Genomic DNA, 21,344 nt, shown 5'->3' on the forward strand with positions numbered 1-21,344 from the left:
GCCTCGCTGCCGGTGGGGCCGGTCACAGGACCGGGATGTGCAGGCCGCCGTCGACGTGGAACACCTCGCCGGTGGAGTACGGGGTCCGGCCCGAGGCCAGGAGCGACACCGCCGCCGCGACGTCCGCGGGGCGGCCCCAGCGGTTGACCGGGGCGAGGCCGTCGGCGAGCAGCGCGTCGTACTTCTCCGTGACGCCGGCCGTCATGTCGGTGGCGATGACGCCGGGGCGCACCTCGTGGACCACGATGCCCTCGGGGCCGAGGCGCGCGGCCCACAGCTGCGTGGCCATGGCGACGCCGGCCTTGGAGACGCAGTAGTCCCCGCGGTCGGTCGAGACCGTCGTGGCGGAGACCGACGAGACGTTGACGATCGTGGCGACGGGCCCGGCCGGCGGCTCCGGCAGCGCGTCGAGCGGGCCGCGCAGCTCGACGACGCGCCGCGCGAACTCCTGGGTGAGGAAGTACGGGCCGCGCAGGTTGATGCCCAGCACGCGGTCGAACGACTCGGTGGTCGCGTCGAGCAGGTCGGCGCGCACCGTGGGGGCGACGCCGGCGTTGTTGACCAGCACGTCCAGGCGGCCCCACGCGTCGACGGCGTCGTCGACGTAGCGGCGGTGGTCGTCGAGGTCGGCGACGGACCCGCGCACGTACCGGACCAGCGTGGGGTCGCCGGCGGCGGCGCGCAGCTCGGCCAGGACGTCGGCGGGCTCCTCGCGCGTCGCGAGGATGCCGACGGCGAACCCGTCGGCGACCAGGCGCCGGCTGATGCCGAGGCCGATCCCGCGGTTGCCTCCGGTGACGAGTGCGACGGGGGGCATCGGTGCCTTCCTGGGTCGGGCCGACGGTGGCCAGGGGCTCGATCGTCGCACGTCCGAGCGGACCGAGGCAAGCGCTTTCCTTCTCGACGGCGGGTCGTGCGAGGATCTGGGGGTGAGCAGCGCGCACCCGACGTCCGACGCGCGCCGGCACTGATGGGCGCCGTCCTCACCGCGCTGGGCACCATGGGCGCCGTCGTCGCGCTCGGCTGGGTGCTCGGTCGACGGCGCGTCCTCGGCGACCGGGCGGCCCTCGTCCTCGCGCGGGTCGTGTTCGCCGTGGCCGCGCCCGCCCTGCTGCTGTCCACCGTGGCGCACGCCGACCTGCACGTGCTGGTCTCGCGCACCGCCGTCGTGACCTGGACGTGCACGGCGACCGTCGCGGCGCTCGCCGCCGTCGTGCTGCGGCTCGTCCGGCACCGGTCCGCCGCCGACGTCACCGTCGGCACGCTGGCCTCGTCGTACGTCAACGCCGGCAACATCGGCCTGCCGCTCGCCGTGTACCTCCTGGACGACCCCGTGGCCGTCGTCCCGACGCTGCTCTTCCAGCTGCTCGTGCTCGCACCGGTGGCCTTCACGACGCTCGACGCGCACGCCGCCCGCGAGTGCGCCCGGGCCGCCGGCACCCCGGCCGTCGCCGTGCCGACCGGCCTGCGTGTGACCGCGGTCGTGCGCCGCACGCTGACGAACCCGATCATCGTCGGCACCCTGACCGGCCTGGTCCTCGCCGCCCTGCCCTGGTCCCTGCCCGAGGTGGTGTACGAGCCGTTCCGCCTGGTCGGGGCGTCGGCGGCGCCGCTCGCGCTCCTGACGTTCGGCATGTCGTTGGCTGTCCCGCGCACGCCGGGCGGCGCGGCCCCCCGGGGCGACCTGGCGCTGGTCGTCGGCCTGCGGTCGGTCGTGCACCCCGTGCTCACGTGGGGCGTCGGGACGGCGCTCGGCCTGCCCGCGCCCGCCCTGCTCGCGGTCGTCGCGATGGCCGCGCTGCCCACCGCGCAGAACGTGCTCGTGTACGCGATGCAGTACCGCCACGGCGAGGCGCTCGCCCGCGACGCCGGGCTGCTCACGACGATCCTGTGCGTCCCGGTCCTGCTGGTGGTCGCGGCGGCGCTGGGCTGATCACGCCGGCGGGACGTCACCCGGTGCGCCGCCGCCGCCACGCCTCGTCGAACACCGCGTGCCACGCGTCGGGCGCCGCCGACGGCGCCCAGACCAGCAATCGCCCGTCGACGTCGACCACCGCCCACGCCCCACGCGGCACGCCGTGCCGCGCACGACGCACGCGGACCAGCCGGACCCCCGGCTGCCCGGAGCGCGCCAGGCAGCCGTTCCACGCCTCGGCGAGGACCAGGGCGGCGGTGACCTCCTCGACCGACCAGCCGAACGCGCCACGCCGCATGCGGCCGCGGCGGAACAGGCGCACCGAGGCGACGCCCAGGACCGTCACGAGAGCGATCCAGGCCACGGTCCCGAAGAGCATGTCGGCGGTGCTGTCGGCCTCCGCCAGTACGAGGAGACCGGCGGTGGCGCACAGGACGGCCCCCACCCACAGCAGGACGCCGCTGACGCGTCCGCCCGCGCCGCTCGCCCAGAGCGCGGCGGGCAGGACGTACAGGTACCCGAATGTCGCCGCGGCACCGAGCACCGCGCCGGATCCCACCTGGGCGTCGACCACGCCGGCCGCGACCACGAGCGCCGCGCCGCCGGCCCCCCACGCACGCGCCCGGGGCGTCAGCGGCGGCAGCGGGCGGCGCGAGACGAGGACGTGGCGCGGTGGCAGCGTCCGCGGGTGCCGGGCGGCCGGTCCCCGTGGCGGCGGGGCGTCGGGGTCGTAGGGCCCGTAGGGACCCGCGCCGTCGGGATCGGAGAAGTCCGCCGCGTCGGCGTCCGCCGCGGCCACGGGGTCCTCGCCCAGCGGGACGTCGTGCCCCCATGCGAGCCCGTCCCACGGGTCGCGCGCCACACCGGCGAGCTCGGCGTCGTGGGCTGCCCGCCGCTCCGCGTCGCCCAGCACGTGCCAGGCGAGCTCCGCTGCGGCGAACTCGTCCTGGTCACCGCCGAGGTCCGGGTGGGTCCGCCGGGCGGCCCGCCGGTAGGCAGCCCGAAGCTCCTCACGCGTCGCGTCAGGAGCCACACCCAGGACCGCGTAGTGGTCGGTCCGATCCGCGTGCGACGTCACGGCAGCACGTGCGCGGAGGGGTTGTCCACGTCGGGGCCCAGGTCGAGCGCGTGCTGCTCGACGAACCAGGGCGTGCGGGCCAGCGCGTCGGCTCGCGCAGCACGCGGTCCGGACGCCGTCGCGAGCCGGCGCGTCGCCCGCACGACCACCGCACGGACCGCGTCGGCTCGCAGCACCGTGACCGTCTGCGCGAGCGGGCCGCCGGACCGCTGCTCCTGGACGATGTCACCGACGTACCACCCGGCGACGGGGACGAGCGCGCGCATGCCGGCCCGCACGGCGGCCGGCAGGTAGGCGGACGCGCTCGCGCCCGTCGTGCCCTCGTCGGCCACGTCGGCCGTCCGCCCCTCGTCGTCCGCACCTCCCGCCGGGTCGGCAGCGATGTCCGCGCCGACGATGCCCTCGCGTCGTCGCACCCGACCCACGACCGACCGCCGATCGTGCCCGACCGCCCGCCAGGGGCCCGCCAGGGGCACGCGGTCCCCGTCACGTCGGGGGCGCAACGGGCGGGTCACCGCCACGGTGTGCACGCAGTCCTCGAATGCCCGCCAGGCGAACCCGTGCTGCGTGTCACCGTCGTCCCACGCCACGACGGCGCACTCCGCCACGAGAGGCGTGAACGAGGTTGCCGACGCGCGGAGGTCCTGCGGCAGATCCGCCCATCGCAGCGGTACGCCGTCGAACGCGACCCGCGCGGTGCTCACCGCCGGGCGACCCGCGCGATGCCGGGCGAGCGCACCGGTGCCACGCCGGACGAGCTCACTCACGTTCGACCTCCGCTCCGGGCTGCGGCGCGGCCGTGAGCGCACGACCGACCTGTGGGACGCATCGGCATCGAGACCGGGCCGGATGAGCCCCGGCGGCCGTCAGGCGACCCGCGCGCTGTCGCGCAGACACCGTCTCGCGAGAACGGTCAGGCCTCGACCCGGCGCGGGCGGGCGCGCACGTGCATGCGCTCGCCCTGGGGGCCGTACAGGGCGAGCACCTCGGTCGGCGCGTCCGACACGTTGCCGAGCCAGTGCGGCACCCGGGTGTCGAACTCGGCGGCCTCGCCGGCGACGAGGTCCAGCGCGCGACCGCCGAGGACGAGCCGCAGCGTCCCCGTCAGCACGTAGACCCACTCGTACCCGTCGTGCACGCGCGGCTCGCCGACCTCGGGGGGCGTCCGCGGCGGGTAGGACATGCGGTACGAGCGCGGCCCTTCGCTGCGGCGGCTCAGCGGGACGTACGTGACGCCGTGCCGGACCGTCGGGTGCGGCGGGACCCGCGGGTCGTCGCCCGCGGGCGCGTCGACCAGCTCGTCGATCGTCACCTCGTGCAGGCGCGCGAGCGGGAGCAGGTGCTCGATCGTCGGGCGGCGCACGCCGGACTCGAGCCGCGACAGCGTGCTCACGGAGATCCCGGTGGCCGCGGCCACGTCGGCGAGCGTCGCTCCGCGCTGCTCGCGCAGCGCACGCAGCCGGGGCCCCACCGCGCCGAGCGCCGCCCGCAGGTCGTCCATGCCCCCATTTGCCACGACGGCAACTCGGGTTGTCAACCGGACGGCGCGCGCGCAGGCTTCGGAGCATGCCTACCGCGCCCGCCCCGACAGCGCCCGTCGACGTCCTCGTGCTCGGCGGCGGAGTCGCCGGGCTGTCCGCCGCCCTGTGCCTCGGCCGGTCACGCCGCCGCGTGCGTGTGCTCGATGCCGGCGAGCCCCGCAACGCCGCGTCCCCGCACGGGCACAACCTGCTGACGCACGACGGCACCGCGCCCGCCGAGCTCCTGGCGACCGCCCGGGACGAGGTCGCGCGCTACGGGGTCGAGCTGGTGACCGCGCGCGTCGTCGACGCCCGCGCGCTGCCCGGCGACGAGCCGTCGTTCGAGGTCCGCACCGACGACGGCACCACGCACCGCGCCCGGCGGGTCGTCCTCGCGTCGGGCCTGCGCGACGAGCTGCCCGACGTCCCCGGCCTGGCCGACCGGTGGGGCCGCGACGTGCTGCACTGCCCGTACTGCCACGGCTGGGAGGTCCGCGACCGGACGCTCGCCGTGCTCGCGTCCGGACCGTCGGCCGTGCACCGCACGCTGCTGGTCCGCCAGCTCGGCGACGACGTGACGGTCGCGCTGCACGAAGCCTTCGAGCCGGACGACGACGAGCGCGCCGACCTGGAGGCGCGAGGCGTGCGGATCGTCCCCGGGCGCGTCACCGGTGTGCGGGTCGACGACGACGCCCTGACCGGCCTCGAGCTCGCGGACGGCAGCACGCTCGCGTGCGACGCCGTCTTCATCGCCACGCGTGCCGTCCTCGACGACGCGCTCGTCGGGGGCCTGGGGGTCGAGACCGGCCGCGTGGGCTCGCCGGACGAGGACCTGGGGGCCGCCGTGACGGTCGACGGCACCGGCGCGACCACCGTGCCCGGGGTGTGGGCGGCCGGCAACGTCACCGGGCCCCAGCACGCGCTGGCGTCGTGCATCGCCGCGGGATCGGCCGTCGGGGCGCAGGTCAACCTGTCGCTGGCGCACGCCGACCTCGCCGCCGCGCGCGACGACCTCGCCGCCGCCGGCGCGTGAGCCCGCCCCGCCCCACGACCCACCCACGTCAGGAGACCCCGTGACCGACGACGGCACGGCCGAGGAGCTCCGCCCCGCCTGGTGGGAGGACCGCTACCGCGCCCACCCGCACCTGTGGAGCGGACGCGTCAACGCCTCGCTCGCGCAGGTCGCGTCGACGCTGCCGCCGGGCACGGCGCTGGACGTCGGCGCCGGCGAGGGCGCCGACGCGGTGTGGCTCGCGGAGCACGGCTGGCGCGTCACGGCGGTCGACGCGTCGCGCACCGCGCTCGACCGCGGCGCCGCGGAGGCCGCCCGCCGCGGGCTGGAGGTCACCTGGCAGGAGGCCGACGTGCGCACGTGGACACCGCCGGAGCGGTACGACCTGGTGACGTCGCACTACCTGCACGCCGAGGGCGGACGCGGCTGGGCGTGGCTCGCGGACGCCGTCGCCCCCGGCGGGACGCTGCTCGTGGTCGGGCACGACCCGTCGGACGACGCGTTCCCGCGGCCCCACCTCGAGCGGCTGGGCCACACGGCCGACCAGGTGGCGGCGGACCTGGACCCGGACGACTGGGTGTCGGTCGAGCCGCGCGTCGAGGAGCGCACGATCACGCACGACGGCGCCGAGGTCACCGTGCGCGACGCCGTGCTGGTCGCCCGCCGCCGGTAGCCCGCGCGCTCAGTCCGACGGCCCGGGGCGCACCAGCCCGGTCTCGTACGCCAGCACGACGAGCTGCGACCGGTCGCGCGCGTGCAGCTTGCTCAGCAGCCGGCTGACGTAGGTGCGCGCGGTCGCCGGGCTCAGGTACAGCGTCTGCGCGATCTCCTGGTTCGACAGCCCGCGCCCGATCTCGCGCAGCACGTCGCGCTCGCGCTCGGTGAGCCCGGCGAGGGCCGCGCCGTCCGCCACGGGGGGCGCCGCCGCGGCGGCCAGCATGACGCGGCGCGTCACACCCGGGTCGAGCAGCGCCTCGCCGGCGGCGACGGTGCGGACGGCCTGCCGCAGCTCGTCGGGCGCGACGTCCTTGAGCAGGAAGCCGGCGGCGCCCGCGCGGATCGCCGCGAACACGTGCTCGTCCTCGTCGAACGTCGTCAGCACGAGGACCGCGGTGCCCGCGAGGGCGGGGTCCGAGACGATCTGCCGGGTCGCGGAGATGCCGTCGAGGTCCGGCATGCGCACGTCCATGAGGACCACGTCGGGGTGCAGCTCGCGGACGCGCGCGACGCCCTGGCGTCCGCTCGCCGCATCGGCCACCACGCGGATGTCGCCGTCGCGCTCGACGAGCGTGCGCAGGCCCGCGCGCAGCAGCTCCTGGTCGTCGACCAGCACGACGGTGATCACGAGGACAGCCTCGCAGGCAGCCGCGCGTGCACCACGAAGCCGCCGGCGTCCCCGCGGCCGGAGGTCAGCGTGCCGCCGAGCAGGCCGGCGCGCTCCGCCATGCCGCGCAGCCCTTGTCCCCCGCCGCCGGCACCGTCGGGACCCCGCCCGTCGTCGCGGACGCGCAGGTCCAGCCAGCCGTCGGCGACGGCGGCGACCACCTCGACGCGCCGCGCGTCCGCGTGCCGCAGCACGTTCGTCAGGGCCTCCTGCACGATCCGGTAGGCACCGGCGCCGATCGCGGGGTCCACCGCGGCGTCGGCCACGTCGATGCGCAGGTCCACGTCGAGGCCGACGGCCCGCGCGGACTCCGCGAGCGCGGGCACGCCGCCCATCCCGGCGGTGCCGCCGGCGTCGTCGTCGCCCGCGGCGCGCAGCAGCCGGACCGTGCTGCGCAGCTCGCGCAGCGTCGACCCGGTGGCGTCGCGCACGTGCGCGATCGCGGCGGCCGCGACCTCGTCGTCGCGTCCCACGGCCTCGGCGGCGACACCGGCGTGCACGGCGACGACGGCCAGGGTGTGCCCGATGCTGTCGTGCAGGTCCCGCGCGATGCGCACCCGCTGGGCCTGCAGGCGACGGCCCGCCTCGGCCGCCTGCTCGGCCAGCGCCGCGACGCGCGCCCGCTCCTGGTCCGCGCGCGACGCCCGCCGCACCCGCACGCTCACGCCGAGGGCCACCGCGGCGGCGACGAGCGCGACGTTGGTCAGCAGCTCGTAGCCCAGGAGGTACGTCGGGGGCAGGCCCTCCCCGATGCGGAAGTACGCGGCGACGCCCACCAGCAGGCCGCCGAGCACCAAGGCCGTGCGCGTGCGGCCCAGCTCGGCCGCCGAGTACAGCGCGGCCGCCGCCGGCAGCGCCTGCCCGATCGCGGGGAACCCGAGTGCGTAGTAGACGAAGATCCCCAGGACGGTCACCACGAGGACCGCGACGGGCCACCGCCGACGCACCAGCAGCACCGCACCGAAGCCCAGCGCGAAGACGTAGGCGACCGGTGACGGGGCGCGCTCGGCGTCCACGCCGGCACCGACCGTCAGGGCCACGACCACGACCGTGCCGAGCGCCAGCCCCAGGTCGACGCGCCGCGCCGCCGCAGATGAGGTGTCCACACCCCGAGCGTAGGGACGCCGGCCCCCTGACTCGTCCCCGAGATGTGGACGGTCCGTGTCGCCTGTCGACGACACGGGGTGTCGTCCAGGGACGCCCGTGGTCGACGACACGTGCCGGATGTCCGCCGCGAGCGCCGTTCCTAGCGTCGAGGGCATGACGAACACACCTCTGACCAGCCCGTCGACCACCACCCCGCGCGGCTCGGTGCGGTGGCCCGTCGTCCTCCTCCTGGCCGCGACCGTCCTGCTGTGGCCCCTGCTGGGGGCCGCGGGTCTCGACGACCTCGCGCTCGCCGCTGTCGTCGTCCCCGTCACCGCGCTCACCTGGGTCGCGGTCCTCGGCCTGCGCGACGCGCCGCGTCCCGTGCTGACGGGCACCCTCGCGGGCCTGCTGTACGGCGGCGTCCTCGTCGCCCTGTCGGTCGGGTTCGGCGGCGGGTTCGGCGGCGGCCGCACGGCCGGCGTCGTCCTGCTCGGCGCCGTCTGGGAGCTGACCTGGGGCGCGCTGCTGGGTGCGGGCGCCGGCCTGCTCGGCAGCGGCGTCCGGCAGCTGCGGAGCTCGCGGTGAGGCGCTGGCGGGTGGCCGTCGCGGGTGCGGTGGTCGCCGCCGTCGTGGGGGGCGGGGTCGTCGCGTGCAACGGCGTGTCGGTCTCGGCCGTCGACGTGCCCGTGACGTTCGACGCCGCCCTGCCCGTGCCCCCGTTGGCCCCGTCGCAGGTCGACGCCGACGGCACGCGCACGTTCGAGCTCACGGCGCAGGAGGGCACGACGCAGTTCGTCGAGGGCGTCGACACCCCGACCTGGGGCTTCGACGGCGACCTGCTCGGGCCGACGCTGCGGGCGAACCGCGGCGAGCAGGTGGCCGTGACCGTCCGCAACGAGCTCCCGGAGCCGACGAGCGTGCACTGGCACGGCATGCACCTGCCGGCCGCGATGGACGGCGGCCCGCACCAGGAGGTCGCGCCGGGTGCCACCTGGCGCCCGACCTGGCAGGTCGACCAGCCGGCGGCGACGCTCTGGTACCACCCGCACCCGCACGGCCGCACCGAGGAGCACGTCTACCGCGGCCTGGCCGGCTTCTTCCTGCTGGACGACCCGCAGGCCCGCGACGTCGGGCTGCCGCACACGTACGGCGTGGACGACGTGCCCGTCGTCGTGCAGGACCGCAACCTCGAGCGCGACGGCACCCTCGACCTGGAGGGCGGCGAGCTCGGCGTGCTCGGGTCGCTGGTCACCGCCAACGGCGTGCGCGGCGCGCACCTGCCGGTGACGACGCAGCGGGTCCGGCTGCGGCTGCTCAACGGGTCGACGGCGCGCACCTACGCGTTCGGCCTCGCCGACGACCGCGAGGTCCTGCAGGTCGCGACCGACGGCGGCCTGCTGCCGGCGCCGGTGCCGACGACGCGCGTGCAGCTCTCGCCCGGCGAGCGCGCCGAGGTCGTCGTGACCATGACGCCGGGCGAGACGGTGCGGCTGCGCTCGTTCCGCCCGGAGCTGGGCCGGATCGCCGCGGGGTTCGCGATGGGCGCGCAGGACGAGTTCGACGTCCTGGAGCTGCGGGCCGCGGCCGAGCTGGCACCGTCACCACAGGTGGCGCCGGCGCTGACGACGCTGGCCCCCCTGTCGGCCGACGACGCCACGGTCACGCGCTCGTTCGACCTGCAGAACCGTGAGATCAACGGCCTGCGCATGGACATGGGCCGCGTCGACGAGACCGTGCAGGTCGGCGCCACCGAGGTGTGGGAGGTCCGCAACCTCGATGCGTTCCCGCACAACTTCCACGTGCACGACGTGCAGTTCCGGGTCGCCGACATCGACGGTGCGCCGCCGCCGCCGGCCCTCGCGGGCGCGAAGGACACCATCTACCTCGAGCCGCGCCGCACGTACCGGCTCGTCATGCGCTTCGAGGACCACGCGGACCCCGACGTGCCGTACATGTTCCACTGCCACCTGCTGCTGCACGAGGACGAGGGGCTCATGGGCCAGTTCGTCGTCGTGGAGCCCGGCGGTGCGGCGAAGCCGGACGGCGCGGCCGGGACGCCCCCCGCCCCGCGGGACGAGGGGACGACCCACCACCACGGGTGACCGCGCGGGTCACACCCCCGGCAGCAGCCGGGCGTCGTGCGGCCCCAGGTCCACGGTGAGACCCGCGACCTGCAGCACCACGGGCGCGGCCGTGTGGTTGACGACGGCCAGCCGGTCGCCGCGCCGCACGGCCTCGACCCCGGGCACCGGTGCGGCGAGCAGCGCGGGCACGCCGCACTCCGTCAGCAGGCGGTCGACGAGCGCGTCGAGGACGTCGGCCGCGGGCTGGGTCGCCACGTACCAGGCGACGCCGTCGCCGTGCTCCCGGCGGGTCACCGCCGCACCGCCCGCCGCGTACCCGTCGGCGAACGTCGCGACGACCTGCGCCTCGTCCACGACGAGGACGTCCTGCCACAGCGAGGCGGCACCGGCGACGTCGCCGACGAGACGCAGCGGCCCGCCGGGCGTGCCGTCCGGACCGGCCGTGGGCGCGAGCTCCTCGACGCGCACCCCGAGCGTCGCGCGCAGCGGACCCAGGTAACCGCCGAGGTGGACGCGCAGGTCCTGGTCGACCACCGCCGACGCGTACGTCACGACGAGGTGCCCGCCGCCGCGCACGTACGCGTCGAGCGCGTCGAGGTGCTCGCGGCGCGCGACGTGCTGCACGGGCACGACGACCAGGTCGTAACCGGTGACGTCGGCGCCGGCCTGCACCACGTCCACGGTCACGCCGCGCCGCAGGAACGGCGCGTACCAGTCGAGGAACCGCTCGACGTACTCGACGCGGGTCGGCGTCGCGGGCTGCTCGAGCGCCCACCACGAGTCCCAGTCCAGGACGAGCGCGACCCGCGCCGGGACCGCCGTCCCCACCAGGTCCGACAGCCCGGCGAGCTCCTCGCCCAGCGCGGCGACGTCCCGGAACAGCCGGGTGTCCGCGCCCGCGTGCGGCAGCATCGCGGAGTGGAACCGCTCGGCTCCCGCCGCTGACTGGCGCCACTGGAAGTGCAGGACGCCGTCGGCCCCGCGGGCCACCGCCTGCAGCGAGTGCGCGCGGTGCTGGCCACGCGGCCGGGGCGCGTTGCGCGGCCGCCAGTTCACGGCGCTGGTCGCCTGCTCCATGAGGAGCCACGGCCGGCCCTGCCCGAGGCCGCGCATGAGGTCGCGCACCGCGGCGAGCCGCACGTACGCCTCCGGGTCCGCCGGGTCGGGGTACGCGTCGTCGCTGACGACGTCGACGTGCGGCGCCCACGCCCAGTAGTCCGCCCCCGGGAAGAAGCCCATGAAGTTGGTCGTGATCGGCACGTCGGGGCTGTACCGGCGGATCACCTGCGACTCGGCCCGGTGCAGCGCGAGCATGGCGTCCGAGCTGAAGCGCCGGAAGTCCAGCTCCTGCGTCGGGTTGCGGAAGGACGGCGTCACGGACGGGACGCCGACCTCGTCGAACGACCCGTAGCGCTGGGACCAGAAGTCCGTCCCCCAGGCCCGGTTGAGCTCCTCGACGGTGCCGTAGCGCTGCTCCAGCCACGCGCGGAAGGCGCGCTCGCTGTGGGCGTCGTACGACCGCGAGACCTCGCAGCCGTACTCGTTGTTGACGTGCCACATCTCCAGCGCCGGGTGGTCGGCGTAGCGCGCCGCGACCTGCTCGACGAGCGCGAGGGCGTGCCGCCGGTAGTCGGGCGACGACGGCGAGTACTGCTGCCGGGACCCGAACGCCAGGCGCACGCCGTCCTCCGTGACGGGCAGGGAGTCCGGGTACCGGCGGGCGAACCACGCGGGCGGGGACGCGGTGGCGGTCGCGAGCACCACGCGGACGCCGCCCGCGTGCAGGCGGTCCAGGACGTCGTCGAGCCACGCGAAGTCGTACTCCCCGGGGCGCGGCTCCAGGCGCGACCAGGAGAAGACGCCGACGGTCGCGGTCGTGACGTGGGCGTCGCGCATGAGCCGCACGTCCTCGTCCCAGACGTCCTGCGACCACTGCTCGGGGTTGTAGTCGGCGCCGTAGCGGATGCGCGCGTCGGTGGGCACGGGGGACCTCCTGGGGGGGCGACGCCGGCGACGGGCGTGGGGCCGTACCGGCGTCGTCGCCCCCGCCCCGCGGTGCCGCTGTGCGGTGTCTCGGCGGGAAGATGGTCCGTGAACGCTACCCCCGCCGCGCGACGATCCCGGGATCCCACGGCGGGACCCGTACGTTGGGACCAGCAACGGCGCCGACCGGCGCCCCCGCCACGAGACGAGACGAGCACCACGCATGAGCAGCACCGCAGTCCTCCAGGCCACCGACGTCTGGGCCGGGTACGGCGGACCGCCCGTGCTCGCGGGCATCGACCTGACCCTGCGCCCGGGGGACGCGGTCGGGATCCTCGGCCGGTCCGGCGTCGGCAAGTCGACCCTGGTGGAGATCCTCGGCGGCGGCATGCGCCCCGGGCAGGGGCACGTGACGCTCGACGGGGTGCCCGTCGGCAAGACGCCGCGTCGCCGGCGCAAGGACGTCAAGGCCCGCCTGCGGACCGTGCACCAGAACGGCATCGCGGGCGTCGACGTCCAGCGCACCGTCGAGGAGACGATCCTTGACGCGTTCAAGGAGGCCCGGAAGGCCGGCCGGACGACGAACAACGACGTCGAGGCCGCACTGGCCGTCGTCGGGATGCCGATCCGGTTCGTGACCCGCCGCGTCGGGACGCTGTCCGGCGGCGAGCGCCAGCGGGTGGCCATCGCCCGCGCGCTGGCGACCCGCCCCGACCTGCTGCTGCTCGACGAGCCGCTGACCGCCGTCGACCAGTCGATGCGCGAGGAGATCGCGGACGACGTCCGCGCCCTGGTCCGCGCCGACGGCATCGGGCTGCTCGTCGCGTCGCACGACGTCCGGCTGCTCGACCGCCTCACCGACCACGTGCTCGTGCTCGCCGAGGGCACGATCGTCGAGTCCGGGCCGCTGCGCGACGTCCTGCGCGACCCGCAGCACCCCGACACGCAGGCCATCGCGGCCTCGCTGCCCGAGCTGACGGGCGGGCGCCCGCCCGCCTGACCGCCGCCGCGGCGGGCGACCGGTCGGCGCGGGACCCCCTCACGGGGAGGGCAGGGCGGCCCTTGCCGCCCTGCCCTCCCCGGCTCCGAGCCCGGGCCCGAGGTCAGCGCTGCAGCGTGAGCAGCCCCGGCCGGTACGGCAGCAGCCCGTAGTCGCCACCCGAGCTCGGGGAGCGGCCCTGGTAGAGCAGCTGCAGGTTGCACGGGTCGACCGTCATGGTCTGGTCCGCGCTGGTGCGCAGCAGCTCACCGTGGCTGATGTCGTTCGTCCACGTCGCGCCGCTGTTGGCCTTGCCGGCGAACGGGTTGCTCTCGGACGCGGCCTGCGGCGTCCACGTGCCGCCGAGGCTGGTGGCCGTGAAGGACCGGAAGTAGCGGCCCTGCGACCCGATGGCCTCGACGATCATGAGGTACCGCTGCTGCCCGGCGAGCTTGTAGACCTGGACCGCCTCGAACAGGTTGTTCGTCGAGTCGGTCATGATCGTCTCGTAGCTCGACCCGAAGCTGCCCGGGAAGTTCCCGATCGGCATGCTGGCCCGGTAGATGCGGCCGTTGTCCCCGGCGAAGAACAGGTACATGTTCCGGTCGTCACCGATGAGCGCCTGGTCGATCGGACCGGTGCCCGAGTTGCTGATCGAGCCGGTGAACAGGTCCTGGTGCGGACCCCAGCTGTTCACGTCCGTCGGGTTGGTCGACGTCCGGTACGAGAACGCCGGGCCGCCCCACTGGTACGCCAGCACCCAGACGTTCTTCGGCGCGAAGTAGAACAGTGACGGCGCGACCGCGCTGAACGGCATCGCGTTCTGGCTCACCGAGCCCATCTGCGAGTAGCTCGAGAAGAGCCCGAAGTTCATGGAGCCCCAGCGCGTGCCCGTGTCGTGCGTCGTGGCGTACACGAGCTGCTGGCCGTTGACCGGCGCGACCGTGAAGTCCTTCAGCGAAACCCAGCCGGACCGCGGCTGCGCGAGGGCACCCGTGGACGACCAGCGGTAGGAGGACGGCAGGTTGCAGGTCGTCGGGGGCGGGGTCGTCGGCGACGGGCTGACCGGCGGCGGGGTCGTCGGCGACGGGCTGACCGGCGGCGGGCTCGTCGGCGACGGGGTCGGGGTCGCCGCACCGTTGCAGCCGGCACCGTTGAGCGTGAACGCCGTCGGCACCGGGTTGCTGCTGCCGGAGAAGACGCCGTTGAAGCCGAGCTGCACGGTCCCGCCGCTGGGCAGCGACGCGTTGTAGTCGGCGTTCCTGATGGTGACCTGGTTGCCGCTCTGGCTGGCCACACCGCTCCACGCCTGCTGCACGGACTGGCTGCCGGGGAAGGCGAAGCCGAGCGTCCAGCCGTTCAGCGCGGGGCCGCGGTTGGTGATCCGCACGTCGGCCGTGAAGCCACCGGGCCACTGCGTCGTGACCGTGTAGACCACCGAGCACGTGCCCGTGCCGGAGTCCGGCGGCGGGCTGGACGGCGGCGGGGAGCTGGGCGGCGGCGTCGACGGCGGCGGCGTCGACGGCGGCGGCGTGGTCGGCGGCGGCGTGGTCGGCGGCGGCGTGGTCGGGGCGGCCGCGTTCAGCGCGTTGAGCACCGAGGTGTAGGCGGCCTTCTTGTTGCCCGAGGAGTCGAACAGCAGCGGGTTCGCCCCGGTGCGCCAGGAGTCCGGGTCGCGCACGCCCCACACGGTGATGCCGGTGCAGCGGGACACGGCCAGGCACGCCTGGGTGACCTGCCGGTAGGCGTTGGCCTGGTTGGACCCCTGCTCGATGTCGAGCTCGGTGATCTGCACGTCGACGCCCAGGTCGGCGAACCGCTGCAGGTTGGCCTGGTAGTCGCTCGGCACTCCTGTGCCGAGGTGCGACTGGAACCCGACGCAGTCGATCGGCACGCCGCGGGACTTGAAGTCCCGGACCATGTTGTACACACCGGTGGACTTCGCGTTGACGCCGTCGGTGTTGTAGTCGTTGTAGCAGAGCTTGGCGCCCGGGTCCGCGGCACGGGCGGCACGGAACGCCGCCTCGATCCAGTCGTTGCCCGTGCGCTGCAGGTTCGAGTCACGCCGCGAGCCGCGCCCGTCGTCCGCGAACGCCTCGTTGACGACGTCCCAGCTGTGGATCTTGCCGCGGTAGTGCGACGCGACCTGCGTGACGTGGTTGATCAGCGCGTCACGCAGCGTCTGGCCGGACAGGCTCTGCATCCAGCCGGGCTGCTGCTGGTGCCAGGCCAGGGTGTGGCCGCGGACCTGCTTGCCCTTGCCCAGCGCGTAGCTGACGATCCGGTCGCCGTTGGTGAAGTTGAACTGGTTGCGGTTCGGCTCCGTGGCGTCCATCTTCATCTCGTTCTCGGCCACGATCGAGTTGAACTCGCGGTCGACGATCCCCATGTACGTGGAGTCGTTCATGCGGCCGGCCGCGATCGCCACGCCGTAGTAGCGGCCGCTCTGCGCCGCGGCTGCGCCGAGCGTGCTCGCCGCGGCGTGCGCCGGCAGCGTGGTGAGCACGCCCGTGATCGTGATGGCGGCGACCGAGGTCGCGGCGACGAGGACCCTGCGGCCTCGTCGCGTGGTGTTCTGCATGCGTCACCCTCTCTGCCGTCACCCGCCGCTGACCGGTGGGTGAGTGGGTCTGACTGGCCAGCTCCACAGGGCCCGCCCGCGGGCGCCCCACATCGGGCTCGCGAGGGTGCCACCCCGGCCCCGAGCACCCGGGAGGACACCGTCGGCCCCCCACGCGGTCGGTCGACCCGGAATGCCCGGATCGGCCGTGTGTACGTTCACAATGGCATGACGACGCCGGTGTGCCGAGGGCCACATCTGCCGCTAAACGTTTCGACGGACAACGCTCACCGGCCCTGGACGCGCCGCGCCGGATGCACCACCGCCCGGGTGACAACGGGTCCGTCGACCGACCCGCCCCGCGAGTCGGTCGTCGAGCCCGCCGGACGGCGTCCCCGCAGGCCAGCGGGCTGCGGGTGGTACGCCCACGAACGCCCCGACTCGTCCCCCGCCGGCCCGCCCCCGAGGCGCGTCCCCCGGCCCGCCCCGGGCGACCCCCGATTCGGGGCGCCGGGACGCCGACCGCGGGCTAGCATCGGCGGCGGACCGGCCACGGCGGGGGCGCACGAAGGGCGGGGGTCGTCGTGACGACGAAGGCGAACGGACGGCCACGGCGGCCGTCCATCACCGACGTCGCACGGCGCGCCGGGGTGTCGGTCGGCACCGTCTCCAACGTCCTCAACCGCCCGGACCAGGTCGCCCCCGCGACGCGCGAGCGGGTGCAGGAGGCGATCGAGGCCCTGGGCTTCGTCCGCAACGCGTCGGCGCGTCAGCTGCGGGCCGGCACGATCCGGACGGTGGGAGCCATCCTCCTCGACATCGGCAACCCGTTCTTCACCGAGGTCGCGCGCGGCATCGAGGACCGCCTGGCGTCGGAGGACTACACCCTCCTGCTGTCCTCCTCCGACGAGGACCCGGAGCGCGAGGCCCGCTACCTGCGCCTGCACGAGGAGCACGGCGTGCAGGGCATCCTCGTCACCCCGACGCACGGCTCGCTCGACCGCATCCTCGCCGTGCGCGACCGCGGCATCCAGGTCGTCCTGCTCGACGCGGCGGCCGGCCACCCCGACGTGTCGAGCGTCGGCGTGGACGACGTGCGCGGCGGGCGCATGGCCGCCGAGCACCTGCTGGAGCTGGGGCACCGCCGCATCGGCTTCGTCAGCGGGCCCGACACCGTCGCCGCGTGCGCCCGCCGACGGGCCGGTGCGGTCGAGGCCCTCCTGGCCGCCGGCCTCGACCCGGCGGACGCCCTCGTCGACGTGGCCGCGCCGTCCCTCAGCGCCGAGGCCGGCGACGCCGCCATGACCGAGCTCCTCGCGCTGCCGGCCGCCGCCCGGCCGACCGCGACGTTCTGCGCCAACGACCTGACGGCGGTCGGGGCGCTGCGGGCCCTGCGGCGCGCGGACGTGCCGGTGCCCGGTGCCATGGCCGTCGTCGGCTACGACGACATCCCGGTCGCCGCGATGCTCACCGTGCCGCTGACGTCGGTGCGCCAGCCCATGCACACGATCGGCTGGACGGCGGCCGACCTGCTCCTGCAGGAGGCGTCCCCGGACGCCGAGCCGCAGCGCGTCCTGTTCGAGCCCGAGCTGGTCGTGCGCGGCAGCACGGTCGCCGGGCCGTGACACCGGACGAGGTCAGCCGACGACGCCCTCGGCGATCGCCCGCAGGGCCGCGACGTGCCGCGAGAACGCCCGCCGCCCTGCGAGGGTGAGCCGCAGCCACGTCAGCCGGCGGGCGTCGTCGCGGCTGCGCGAGGCGGCCTTGCGCGCCTCGGCGTAGCCCGCCTCCGTCAGCACCCGCAGGTGCTTCGAGAGCGTCGCATCGGAGACGCCCACGGCGTCGCGGACCACCGAGAACTCGACCTCGTCCGCCGCCGCCAGCATGCCGCACACGCGCAGCCGGACCGGCGCGTGGACGATCTCGTCGAACGAGCCGGCGTCCGCCGCCGTCGTGCGATCGGGCGCGCCGGCAGGGTCAGGCGACACGGGCGGTCCGCCGCCGGACGTGGGCGTCGACGCGACCGACCGCGAGGTACGTCAGTGCGCCGGCGGCGAGCGCCGGCAGCACGACCCACGCGTCGAGACCGCTCGCGACGAGCCCGAACGACACGCTCAGCAGCAGCAGCACGCCGCCCAGCAGCACCGCGACGACGCCCCACCCGGCCGCGCCGGGGCCCGCGGGTCGCACGAGCCGGCGCTGGCGGAGCTCCAGTGCGAGCACGAGAGCGGCCGGCGCGATCATGCCGAACAGGGCGGTCTGGCGGTCGCCGAGAAGCGGCCCGGCGACGAACGCCGCGGTCAGCGCCGCCAGGGCGACGACGTACCAGGTCGGAGTCGTGACGCGGTCCACGAGCGCCGCCCGGTCCGCGTCCAGGCCGGCGAGGAGCTGACCCGCCCGGGCGGGGTCCGTCGTCGTCGAGTGGTTTTCCATAGCGACAAGTTACATGTCACTTTCCTATCCGGCAAGCCTCTTCGAGGCCCGGCGGCGGGCGGACCTCAGCCCGTGACCGTGAACCCCGCGCGCAGCAGGTCGCGGTCGCGCGACGAGCGCCCGACCAGCAGCTCGAACTCGCCGGGCTCGACGACCCGGCGCCCCTCGGCGTCGACGATCGTGCAGTCGGCCACGGGCACCTCGACGTCGACGACCACCGACTCCCCCGGCTCGACGTCGACGTGCCGGTACGCCTTGAGCTCCTTGTCCGCCCACGTCAGCGACGTGACGAGGTCGCTGACGTAGACCTGCACGACCTCGTGCGACGGGCGCGACCCCGTGTTGGTGACCGTGACCTGCGCGCGCACGACGTCGTCGCGACCCAGGAGCGGCGTCGAGACCGTGAGACCGGAGTACTCCACGGTCGAGTACGTCAGGCCTTCGCCGAACGCGAACGCGGGGTCCTGCGTGAGGTCCGCGTACCGCGAGCCATGCTGTCCGCGCAGGCCGTTGTAGTAGACGGGCTGCTGGCCCACGTGGCGTGCGAACGTCAGCGGCAGGCGGCCGGCGGGGTCGATCGTGCCGAGCAGCAGCTCGGCGATCGCGCGCCCGCCGCGCATGCCCGGGTTCGCGGCCCACACGATCGCGTCCGCGGCCAGTGCCGAGTCCGGCAGCACGAGCGGCTTGGACGCGATGAGCACGACGGTCATGGGGACGCCCGTCGCGGCGAGCGCGTCGAGCAGCGCGACCTGCCCGCCGACGAGCTCGAGCGTCGCCGTGGAGCGCGTCTCCCCCATGAGGCCGATGGTGTCGCCCACGACCGCGACGACGTGGTCGGAGGCCTGCGCCGCGGCGACGGCCTCCGCGATCATCGCCGCGTCGGGAGCGGCCGGGTGCATGATCGGCATGCGCGGCTGGCCGTCGGGGTAGAGCTCGCCCTCGGGGTCCGGGCCGAGCGTGCCGATCTCGGCGCCCTTCGCGTACGTCAGCTCCCACGTCTCGGGCAGCAGGCCGCGCAGGCCGTCGAGGACCGTCTCGGTCATCTCGCGCGGGTGGCCCTCCTCGCGCATCCAGTCGACCTGGCCCGAGCGGCCGGCCCAGTCGCCGAGCTGGGCGTCGACGTCGTCCGCGTTGGGGCCGACCAGCGCGATCCGCAGGGGCGGGGGTGCGGACCCGTCGGGGGCGGTGGCGTGCCCGTCGAGACCGCTCTCGAGCCCGCCGCCCAGCGGCAGGACGCCCGAGTTCTGCAGCAGCACGAGCGAGCGCCGCGTGACCTGCAGGTTGATGTCCTGGTGGTCGTCGGAGCCGATGACCTCCGCCTGCCGCACCGGGTCGGGGCGGCGCGGGTCCTCGAAGAGCCCGAGCTCGAACTTCACCGTGAGGATGCGCGCGACGGCCGCGTCGAGCTGCGCCTCGTCGAGCAGGCCGTTGGCGACGGCCTTCTGCGCGCCCTCGAAGAACCCGGGCGTCGTCATGACCATGTCGTTGCCGGCGGCCACCGCGTTGGCGGCGGCGTGCTCGTGGTCGGGCGCGATCTTCTGCTCCCAGACCATGCGCCCGACGTTGTCCCAGTCCGTGATGAGCGTCCCGGTCCAGCCCCACTCGCCGCGCAGCACGTCCTGCAGGAGCCACTTGTTGACGACGATCGGGACCCCGTCGGTCGACTGGTAGCCGATCATGAACGTCCGCGCGCCCTCGCGCGCGACCCGCTCGAACGGCGGCAGGAACCACGAGCGCAGCTTGCGGCGCGAGATGTCGGCCTCGGACGCGTCGCGCCCGCCCTGCGTCTCGGAGTACCCGGCGAAGTGCTTGGCGCACGCGAGGATCGCGGTGGGGTCGTCCAGCCCGTCGCCCTGGTAGCCGCGGACCATCGCGGCGGCCAGCTCGCCGATGAGGAACGGGTCCTCCCCGAACGTCTCGGTGACCCGCCCCCAGCGCAGGTCGCGCGTGATGCAGACGACCGGCGAGAAGGTCCAGTGCAGGCCGGTGGCGGACACCTCGACGGCGGTCACGCGCGCCATGGCCTCGGCCGCTGCCGGGTCCCACGACGCCGCGACGCCGAGCTGCGTGGGGAAGATCGTCGCGCCGCGCCAGAACGAGTAGCCGTGGATCGCGTCGTCGGCCACGAGCAGCGGGATGCGCAGCCGGGTGCGCTCGACCGCGTCCAGGGCCTCGAGGACACGCTGCGGCGACGCGTGCAGGATCGACCCCACGTGCTGGTCCAGCACGAGGTCCTCGACGCCGGGCTGCGCGTCGAGCTGCAGCATCTGGCCCACCTTCTCCGGCAGGGTCATGCGGCTCAGCAGGTCCGCGACGCGCTCGGCGATCGGCAGCGACGGGTCCTGGTAGGGGAGCGTGTCCACGAAGGGGTCCTCTGGGCTGTTCGGATCGAGCGACCGGCCGGACGACGCTAACGCAGGACGGGCCGCGCGCGGTAACGGCTGCGCAGGTGGCGCACCCCGCGGTGACGGGCACCGCGAGGCTGCCGCGCGACGACCGGTGGTCGGGGTCCATGGTGTCGCGGGCCTCGCGCAGCGGCACCGGGAGCGGCGTGCCGGCGTCGAGCGCGTCGAGGACCGCCCCGAGCTGGGCGGTGTGCGACGAGCGCGGCGCGTCGGCGTCGACGCCGTCGGCCCACCACGTCGCGGCGTCCTCGTGCACGGGTCGTCCCCTCCGGTCGGTCACGGTGCCGCCGCGTCGTCGGCGGGGACCGCCGGTGGCCGTGCTCGTGCTCGCCCGCCTGGTGTCCCGTCGACCCATGAATCGGTTCAACCTCTCGCCGCGCGGGCGAGCCCGCCGGCGCACGCCCGCCGGACGAGGCGAAAAACCCGGGCCTCCGACCGGCACGCCGGCGTAGCCTCGCCCCGAGCCGACGAAGGAGCCGACATGCCGCTGCGCTGGTACTCGAACGTCATCGAGGCGCGCGACCCCCGCGCGCTGGGCCGCTGGTGGGCCGACGCCCTGCACTGGGAGGTCGTCTACGAGGACGACGACGAGACCGACGTCGGGCCGCCGTGGGCGGACGAGCTCACAGGGCTGCCGTTCCACCGGCGCCCGCCGGACCTGTGCTTCGTCGAGGTCGGGCACGACAAGACGACCAAGAACCGCCTCCACATGGACCTGGCCCCCCACACGTCCGACGACCGCGACGCCGAGATCGCGCGCCTGCTCGCCCTCGGGGCGACGCACGTCGACGTGGGCCAGGGCCCGGACGTGTCGTGGACGGTCCTGGCCGACCCTGAGGGCAACGAGTTCTGCGTGCTGTCCAGCCGCGACGAGTGACGCGGGTGTGGGTGCGGCGCGCGAG

19 protein-coding genes are annotated in these 21,344 nt (G+C 75.3%); 8 read left to right on the forward strand and 11 right to left on the reverse strand.

The genetic code is table 11. The annotated features are described in order from the left end of the window. Positions 1-22: 22 nt before the first annotated feature. A complete protein-coding gene (locus NP075_RS15845) occupies positions 23-817 on the reverse strand; it encodes a 3-ketoacyl-ACP reductase (RefSeq protein WP_227566061.1) in 795 nt (264 codons plus the stop codon). 96 nt (positions 818-913) lie between these two features. Here NP075_RS15845 and NP075_RS15850 point away from each other — a divergent pair, with 96 nt between their 5' ends. Beyond that, positions 914-1,933 carry an AEC family transporter gene (locus NP075_RS15850; protein WP_227566059.1) on the forward strand — a complete coding sequence of 340 codons (1,020 nt, stop codon included), beginning with the start codon at positions 914-916 and terminating at the stop codon, positions 1,931-1,933. A 16-nt stretch (positions 1,934-1,949) separates the two neighbouring features. On the opposite strand, the gene NP075_RS15855 is transcribed toward NP075_RS15850, so the two are convergent. From NP075_RS15855 to NP075_RS15865, 3 genes are all read right to left on the reverse strand, one after another. Then, complete coding sequence (locus tag NP075_RS15855) at positions 1,950-2,993, reverse strand: J domain-containing protein (protein ID WP_227566054.1); 1,044 nt, start codon at positions 2,991-2,993, stop codon at positions 1,950-1,952. Next, entirely contained in the window at positions 2,990-3,760 is a 771-nt protein-coding gene (locus NP075_RS15860; protein ID WP_227566053.1) for a hypothetical protein, read from the reverse strand. Before NP075_RS15860 ends, NP075_RS15855 begins: the two co-directional genes overlap by 4 nt. A gap of 146 nt (positions 3,761-3,906) precedes the next feature. Next, positions 3,907-4,494: a helix-turn-helix domain-containing protein gene (locus tag NP075_RS15865; protein ID WP_227566052.1), complete on the reverse strand. Its 588-nt coding sequence runs from the start codon at positions 4,492-4,494 to the stop codon at positions 3,907-3,909. Between the two features lie 65 nt (positions 4,495-4,559). On the opposite strand from NP075_RS15865, the gene NP075_RS15870 reads away from it, so the two are divergent. Both NP075_RS15870 and NP075_RS15875 read left to right on the forward strand, forming a co-directional pair. Then, on the forward strand, positions 4,560-5,546 hold the full coding sequence (locus NP075_RS15870; RefSeq protein ID WP_227566051.1) for an NAD(P)/FAD-dependent oxidoreductase: 987 nt from the start codon (positions 4,560-4,562) through the stop codon (positions 5,544-5,546). Positions 5,547-5,586: 40 nt separating this feature from the next. Then, positions 5,587-6,198, forward strand: a complete 612-nt coding sequence (locus NP075_RS15875; protein WP_227566050.1) for a class I SAM-dependent methyltransferase — start codon at positions 5,587-5,589, stop codon at positions 6,196-6,198. Between the two features lie 9 nt (positions 6,199-6,207). Here NP075_RS15875 and NP075_RS15880 read toward each other — a convergent pair whose 3' ends face one another. Both NP075_RS15880 and NP075_RS15885 read right to left on the reverse strand, forming a co-directional pair. Next, positions 6,208-6,870: a response regulator gene (locus NP075_RS15880; RefSeq protein ID WP_227566049.1), complete on the reverse strand. Its 663-nt coding sequence runs from the start codon at positions 6,868-6,870 to the stop codon at positions 6,208-6,210. Beyond that, a complete protein-coding gene (locus NP075_RS15885) occupies positions 6,867-8,015 on the reverse strand; it encodes a sensor histidine kinase (RefSeq protein ID WP_227566047.1) in 1,149 nt (382 codons plus the stop codon). The genes NP075_RS15880 and NP075_RS15885 overlap by 4 nt, the downstream gene beginning before the upstream one ends. A gap of 154 nt (positions 8,016-8,169) precedes the next feature. Between NP075_RS15885 and NP075_RS15890 the strand changes: the two genes are divergently transcribed. Continuing rightward, a complete protein-coding gene (locus NP075_RS15890; protein WP_227566045.1) occupies positions 8,170-8,583 on the forward strand; it encodes a hypothetical protein in 414 nt (137 codons plus the stop codon). Beyond that, the gene (locus NP075_RS15895) at positions 8,580-10,100 is read left to right on the forward strand and encodes a multicopper oxidase family protein (RefSeq protein ID WP_227566044.1); all 1,521 of its coding nucleotides are present in this window, start codon (positions 8,580-8,582) and stop codon (positions 10,098-10,100) included. Before NP075_RS15890 ends, NP075_RS15895 begins: the two co-directional genes overlap by 4 nt. A gap of 9 nt (positions 10,101-10,109) precedes the next feature. Here NP075_RS15895 and NP075_RS15900 read toward each other — a convergent pair whose 3' ends face one another. Then, positions 10,110-12,065 carry a beta-galactosidase gene (locus NP075_RS15900; RefSeq protein WP_227566040.1) on the reverse strand — a complete coding sequence of 652 codons (1,956 nt, stop codon included), beginning with the start codon at positions 12,063-12,065 and terminating at the stop codon, positions 10,110-10,112. Positions 12,066-12,288: 223 nt separating this feature from the next. On the opposite strand from NP075_RS15900, the gene NP075_RS15905 reads away from it, so the two are divergent. Then, positions 12,289-13,065, forward strand: coding sequence for an ATP-binding cassette domain-containing protein (locus tag NP075_RS15905; RefSeq protein ID WP_227566038.1), 777 nt, complete (start codon positions 12,289-12,291; stop codon positions 13,063-13,065). 103 nt (positions 13,066-13,168) lie between these two features. Here the strand turns inward: NP075_RS15905 and NP075_RS15910 are convergent, their stop codons facing one another. Continuing rightward, the gene (locus NP075_RS15910; protein ID WP_227566036.1) at positions 13,169-15,625 is read right to left on the reverse strand and encodes a non-reducing end alpha-L-arabinofuranosidase family hydrolase; all 2,457 of its coding nucleotides are present in this window, start codon (positions 15,623-15,625) and stop codon (positions 13,169-13,171) included. 563 nt (positions 15,626-16,188) lie between these two features. Here NP075_RS15910 and NP075_RS15915 point away from each other — a divergent pair. Continuing rightward, positions 16,189-17,229, forward strand: coding sequence for a LacI family DNA-binding transcriptional regulator (locus NP075_RS15915; RefSeq protein ID WP_227566034.1), 1,041 nt, complete (start codon positions 16,189-16,191; stop codon positions 17,227-17,229). A 12-nt stretch (positions 17,230-17,241) separates the two neighbouring features. Here NP075_RS15915 and NP075_RS15920 read toward each other — a convergent pair whose 3' ends face one another. The 3 genes from NP075_RS15920 to NP075_RS15930 all read right to left on the reverse strand — a co-directional run bounded on the left by NP075_RS15920 (position 17,242) and on the right by NP075_RS15930 (position 20,400). Beyond that, complete coding sequence (locus NP075_RS15920) at positions 17,242-17,592, reverse strand: transcriptional regulator (RefSeq protein ID WP_227566032.1); 351 nt, start codon at positions 17,590-17,592, stop codon at positions 17,242-17,244. After that, positions 17,582-18,037, reverse strand: coding sequence for a hypothetical protein (locus NP075_RS15925; RefSeq protein WP_227566030.1), 456 nt, complete (start codon positions 18,035-18,037; stop codon positions 17,582-17,584). The genes NP075_RS15920 and NP075_RS15925 overlap by 11 nt, the downstream gene beginning before the upstream one ends. 65 nt (positions 18,038-18,102) lie before the next feature. After that, the gene (locus NP075_RS15930) at positions 18,103-20,400 is read right to left on the reverse strand and encodes an exo-beta-d-1,3/1,6-glucosidase (RefSeq protein ID WP_227566028.1); all 2,298 of its coding nucleotides are present in this window, start codon (positions 20,398-20,400) and stop codon (positions 18,103-18,105) included. A 523-nt stretch (positions 20,401-20,923) separates the two neighbouring features. On the opposite strand from NP075_RS15930, the gene NP075_RS15935 reads away from it, so the two are divergent. After that, complete coding sequence (locus NP075_RS15935; protein ID WP_227566027.1) at positions 20,924-21,319, forward strand: VOC family protein; 396 nt, start codon at positions 20,924-20,926, stop codon at positions 21,317-21,319. Positions 21,320-21,344: the final 25 nt, after the last annotated feature.

The sequence above is a fragment of the Cellulomonas wangsupingiae genome (genome assembly GCF_024508275.1).
GTDB classification, from domain to species: domain Bacteria; phylum Actinomycetota; class Actinomycetes; order Actinomycetales; family Cellulomonadaceae; genus Cellulomonas; species Cellulomonas wangsupingiae.

Coding starts and splice junctions, on each gene's coding strand:
- NP075_RS15845 (WP_227566061.1), bottom strand. CDS start 817: ATGCCCCCCGTCGCACTCGTCACCGGAGGCAACCGCGGGATCGGCCTC.
- NP075_RS15865 (WP_227566052.1), bottom strand. CDS start 4,494: ATGGACGACCTGCGGGCGGCGCTCGGCGCGGTGGGGCCCCGGCTGCGT.
- NP075_RS15870 (WP_227566051.1), top strand. CDS start 4,560: ATGCCTACCGCGCCCGCCCCGACAGCGCCCGTCGACGTCCTCGTGCTC.
- NP075_RS15890 (WP_227566045.1), top strand. CDS start 8,170: ATGACGAACACACCTCTGACCAGCCCGTCGACCACCACCCCGCGCGGC.
- NP075_RS15905 (WP_227566038.1), top strand. CDS start 12,289: ATGAGCAGCACCGCAGTCCTCCAGGCCACCGACGTCTGGGCCGGGTAC.
- NP075_RS15910 (WP_227566036.1), bottom strand. CDS start 15,625: ATGCAGAACACCACGCGACGAGGCCGCAGGGTCCTCGTCGCCGCGACC.
- NP075_RS15925 (WP_227566030.1), bottom strand. CDS start 18,037: ATGGAAAACCACTCGACGACGACGGACCCCGCCCGGGCGGGTCAGCTC.
- NP075_RS15935 (WP_227566027.1), top strand. CDS start 20,924: ATGCCGCTGCGCTGGTACTCGAACGTCATCGAGGCGCGCGACCCCCGC.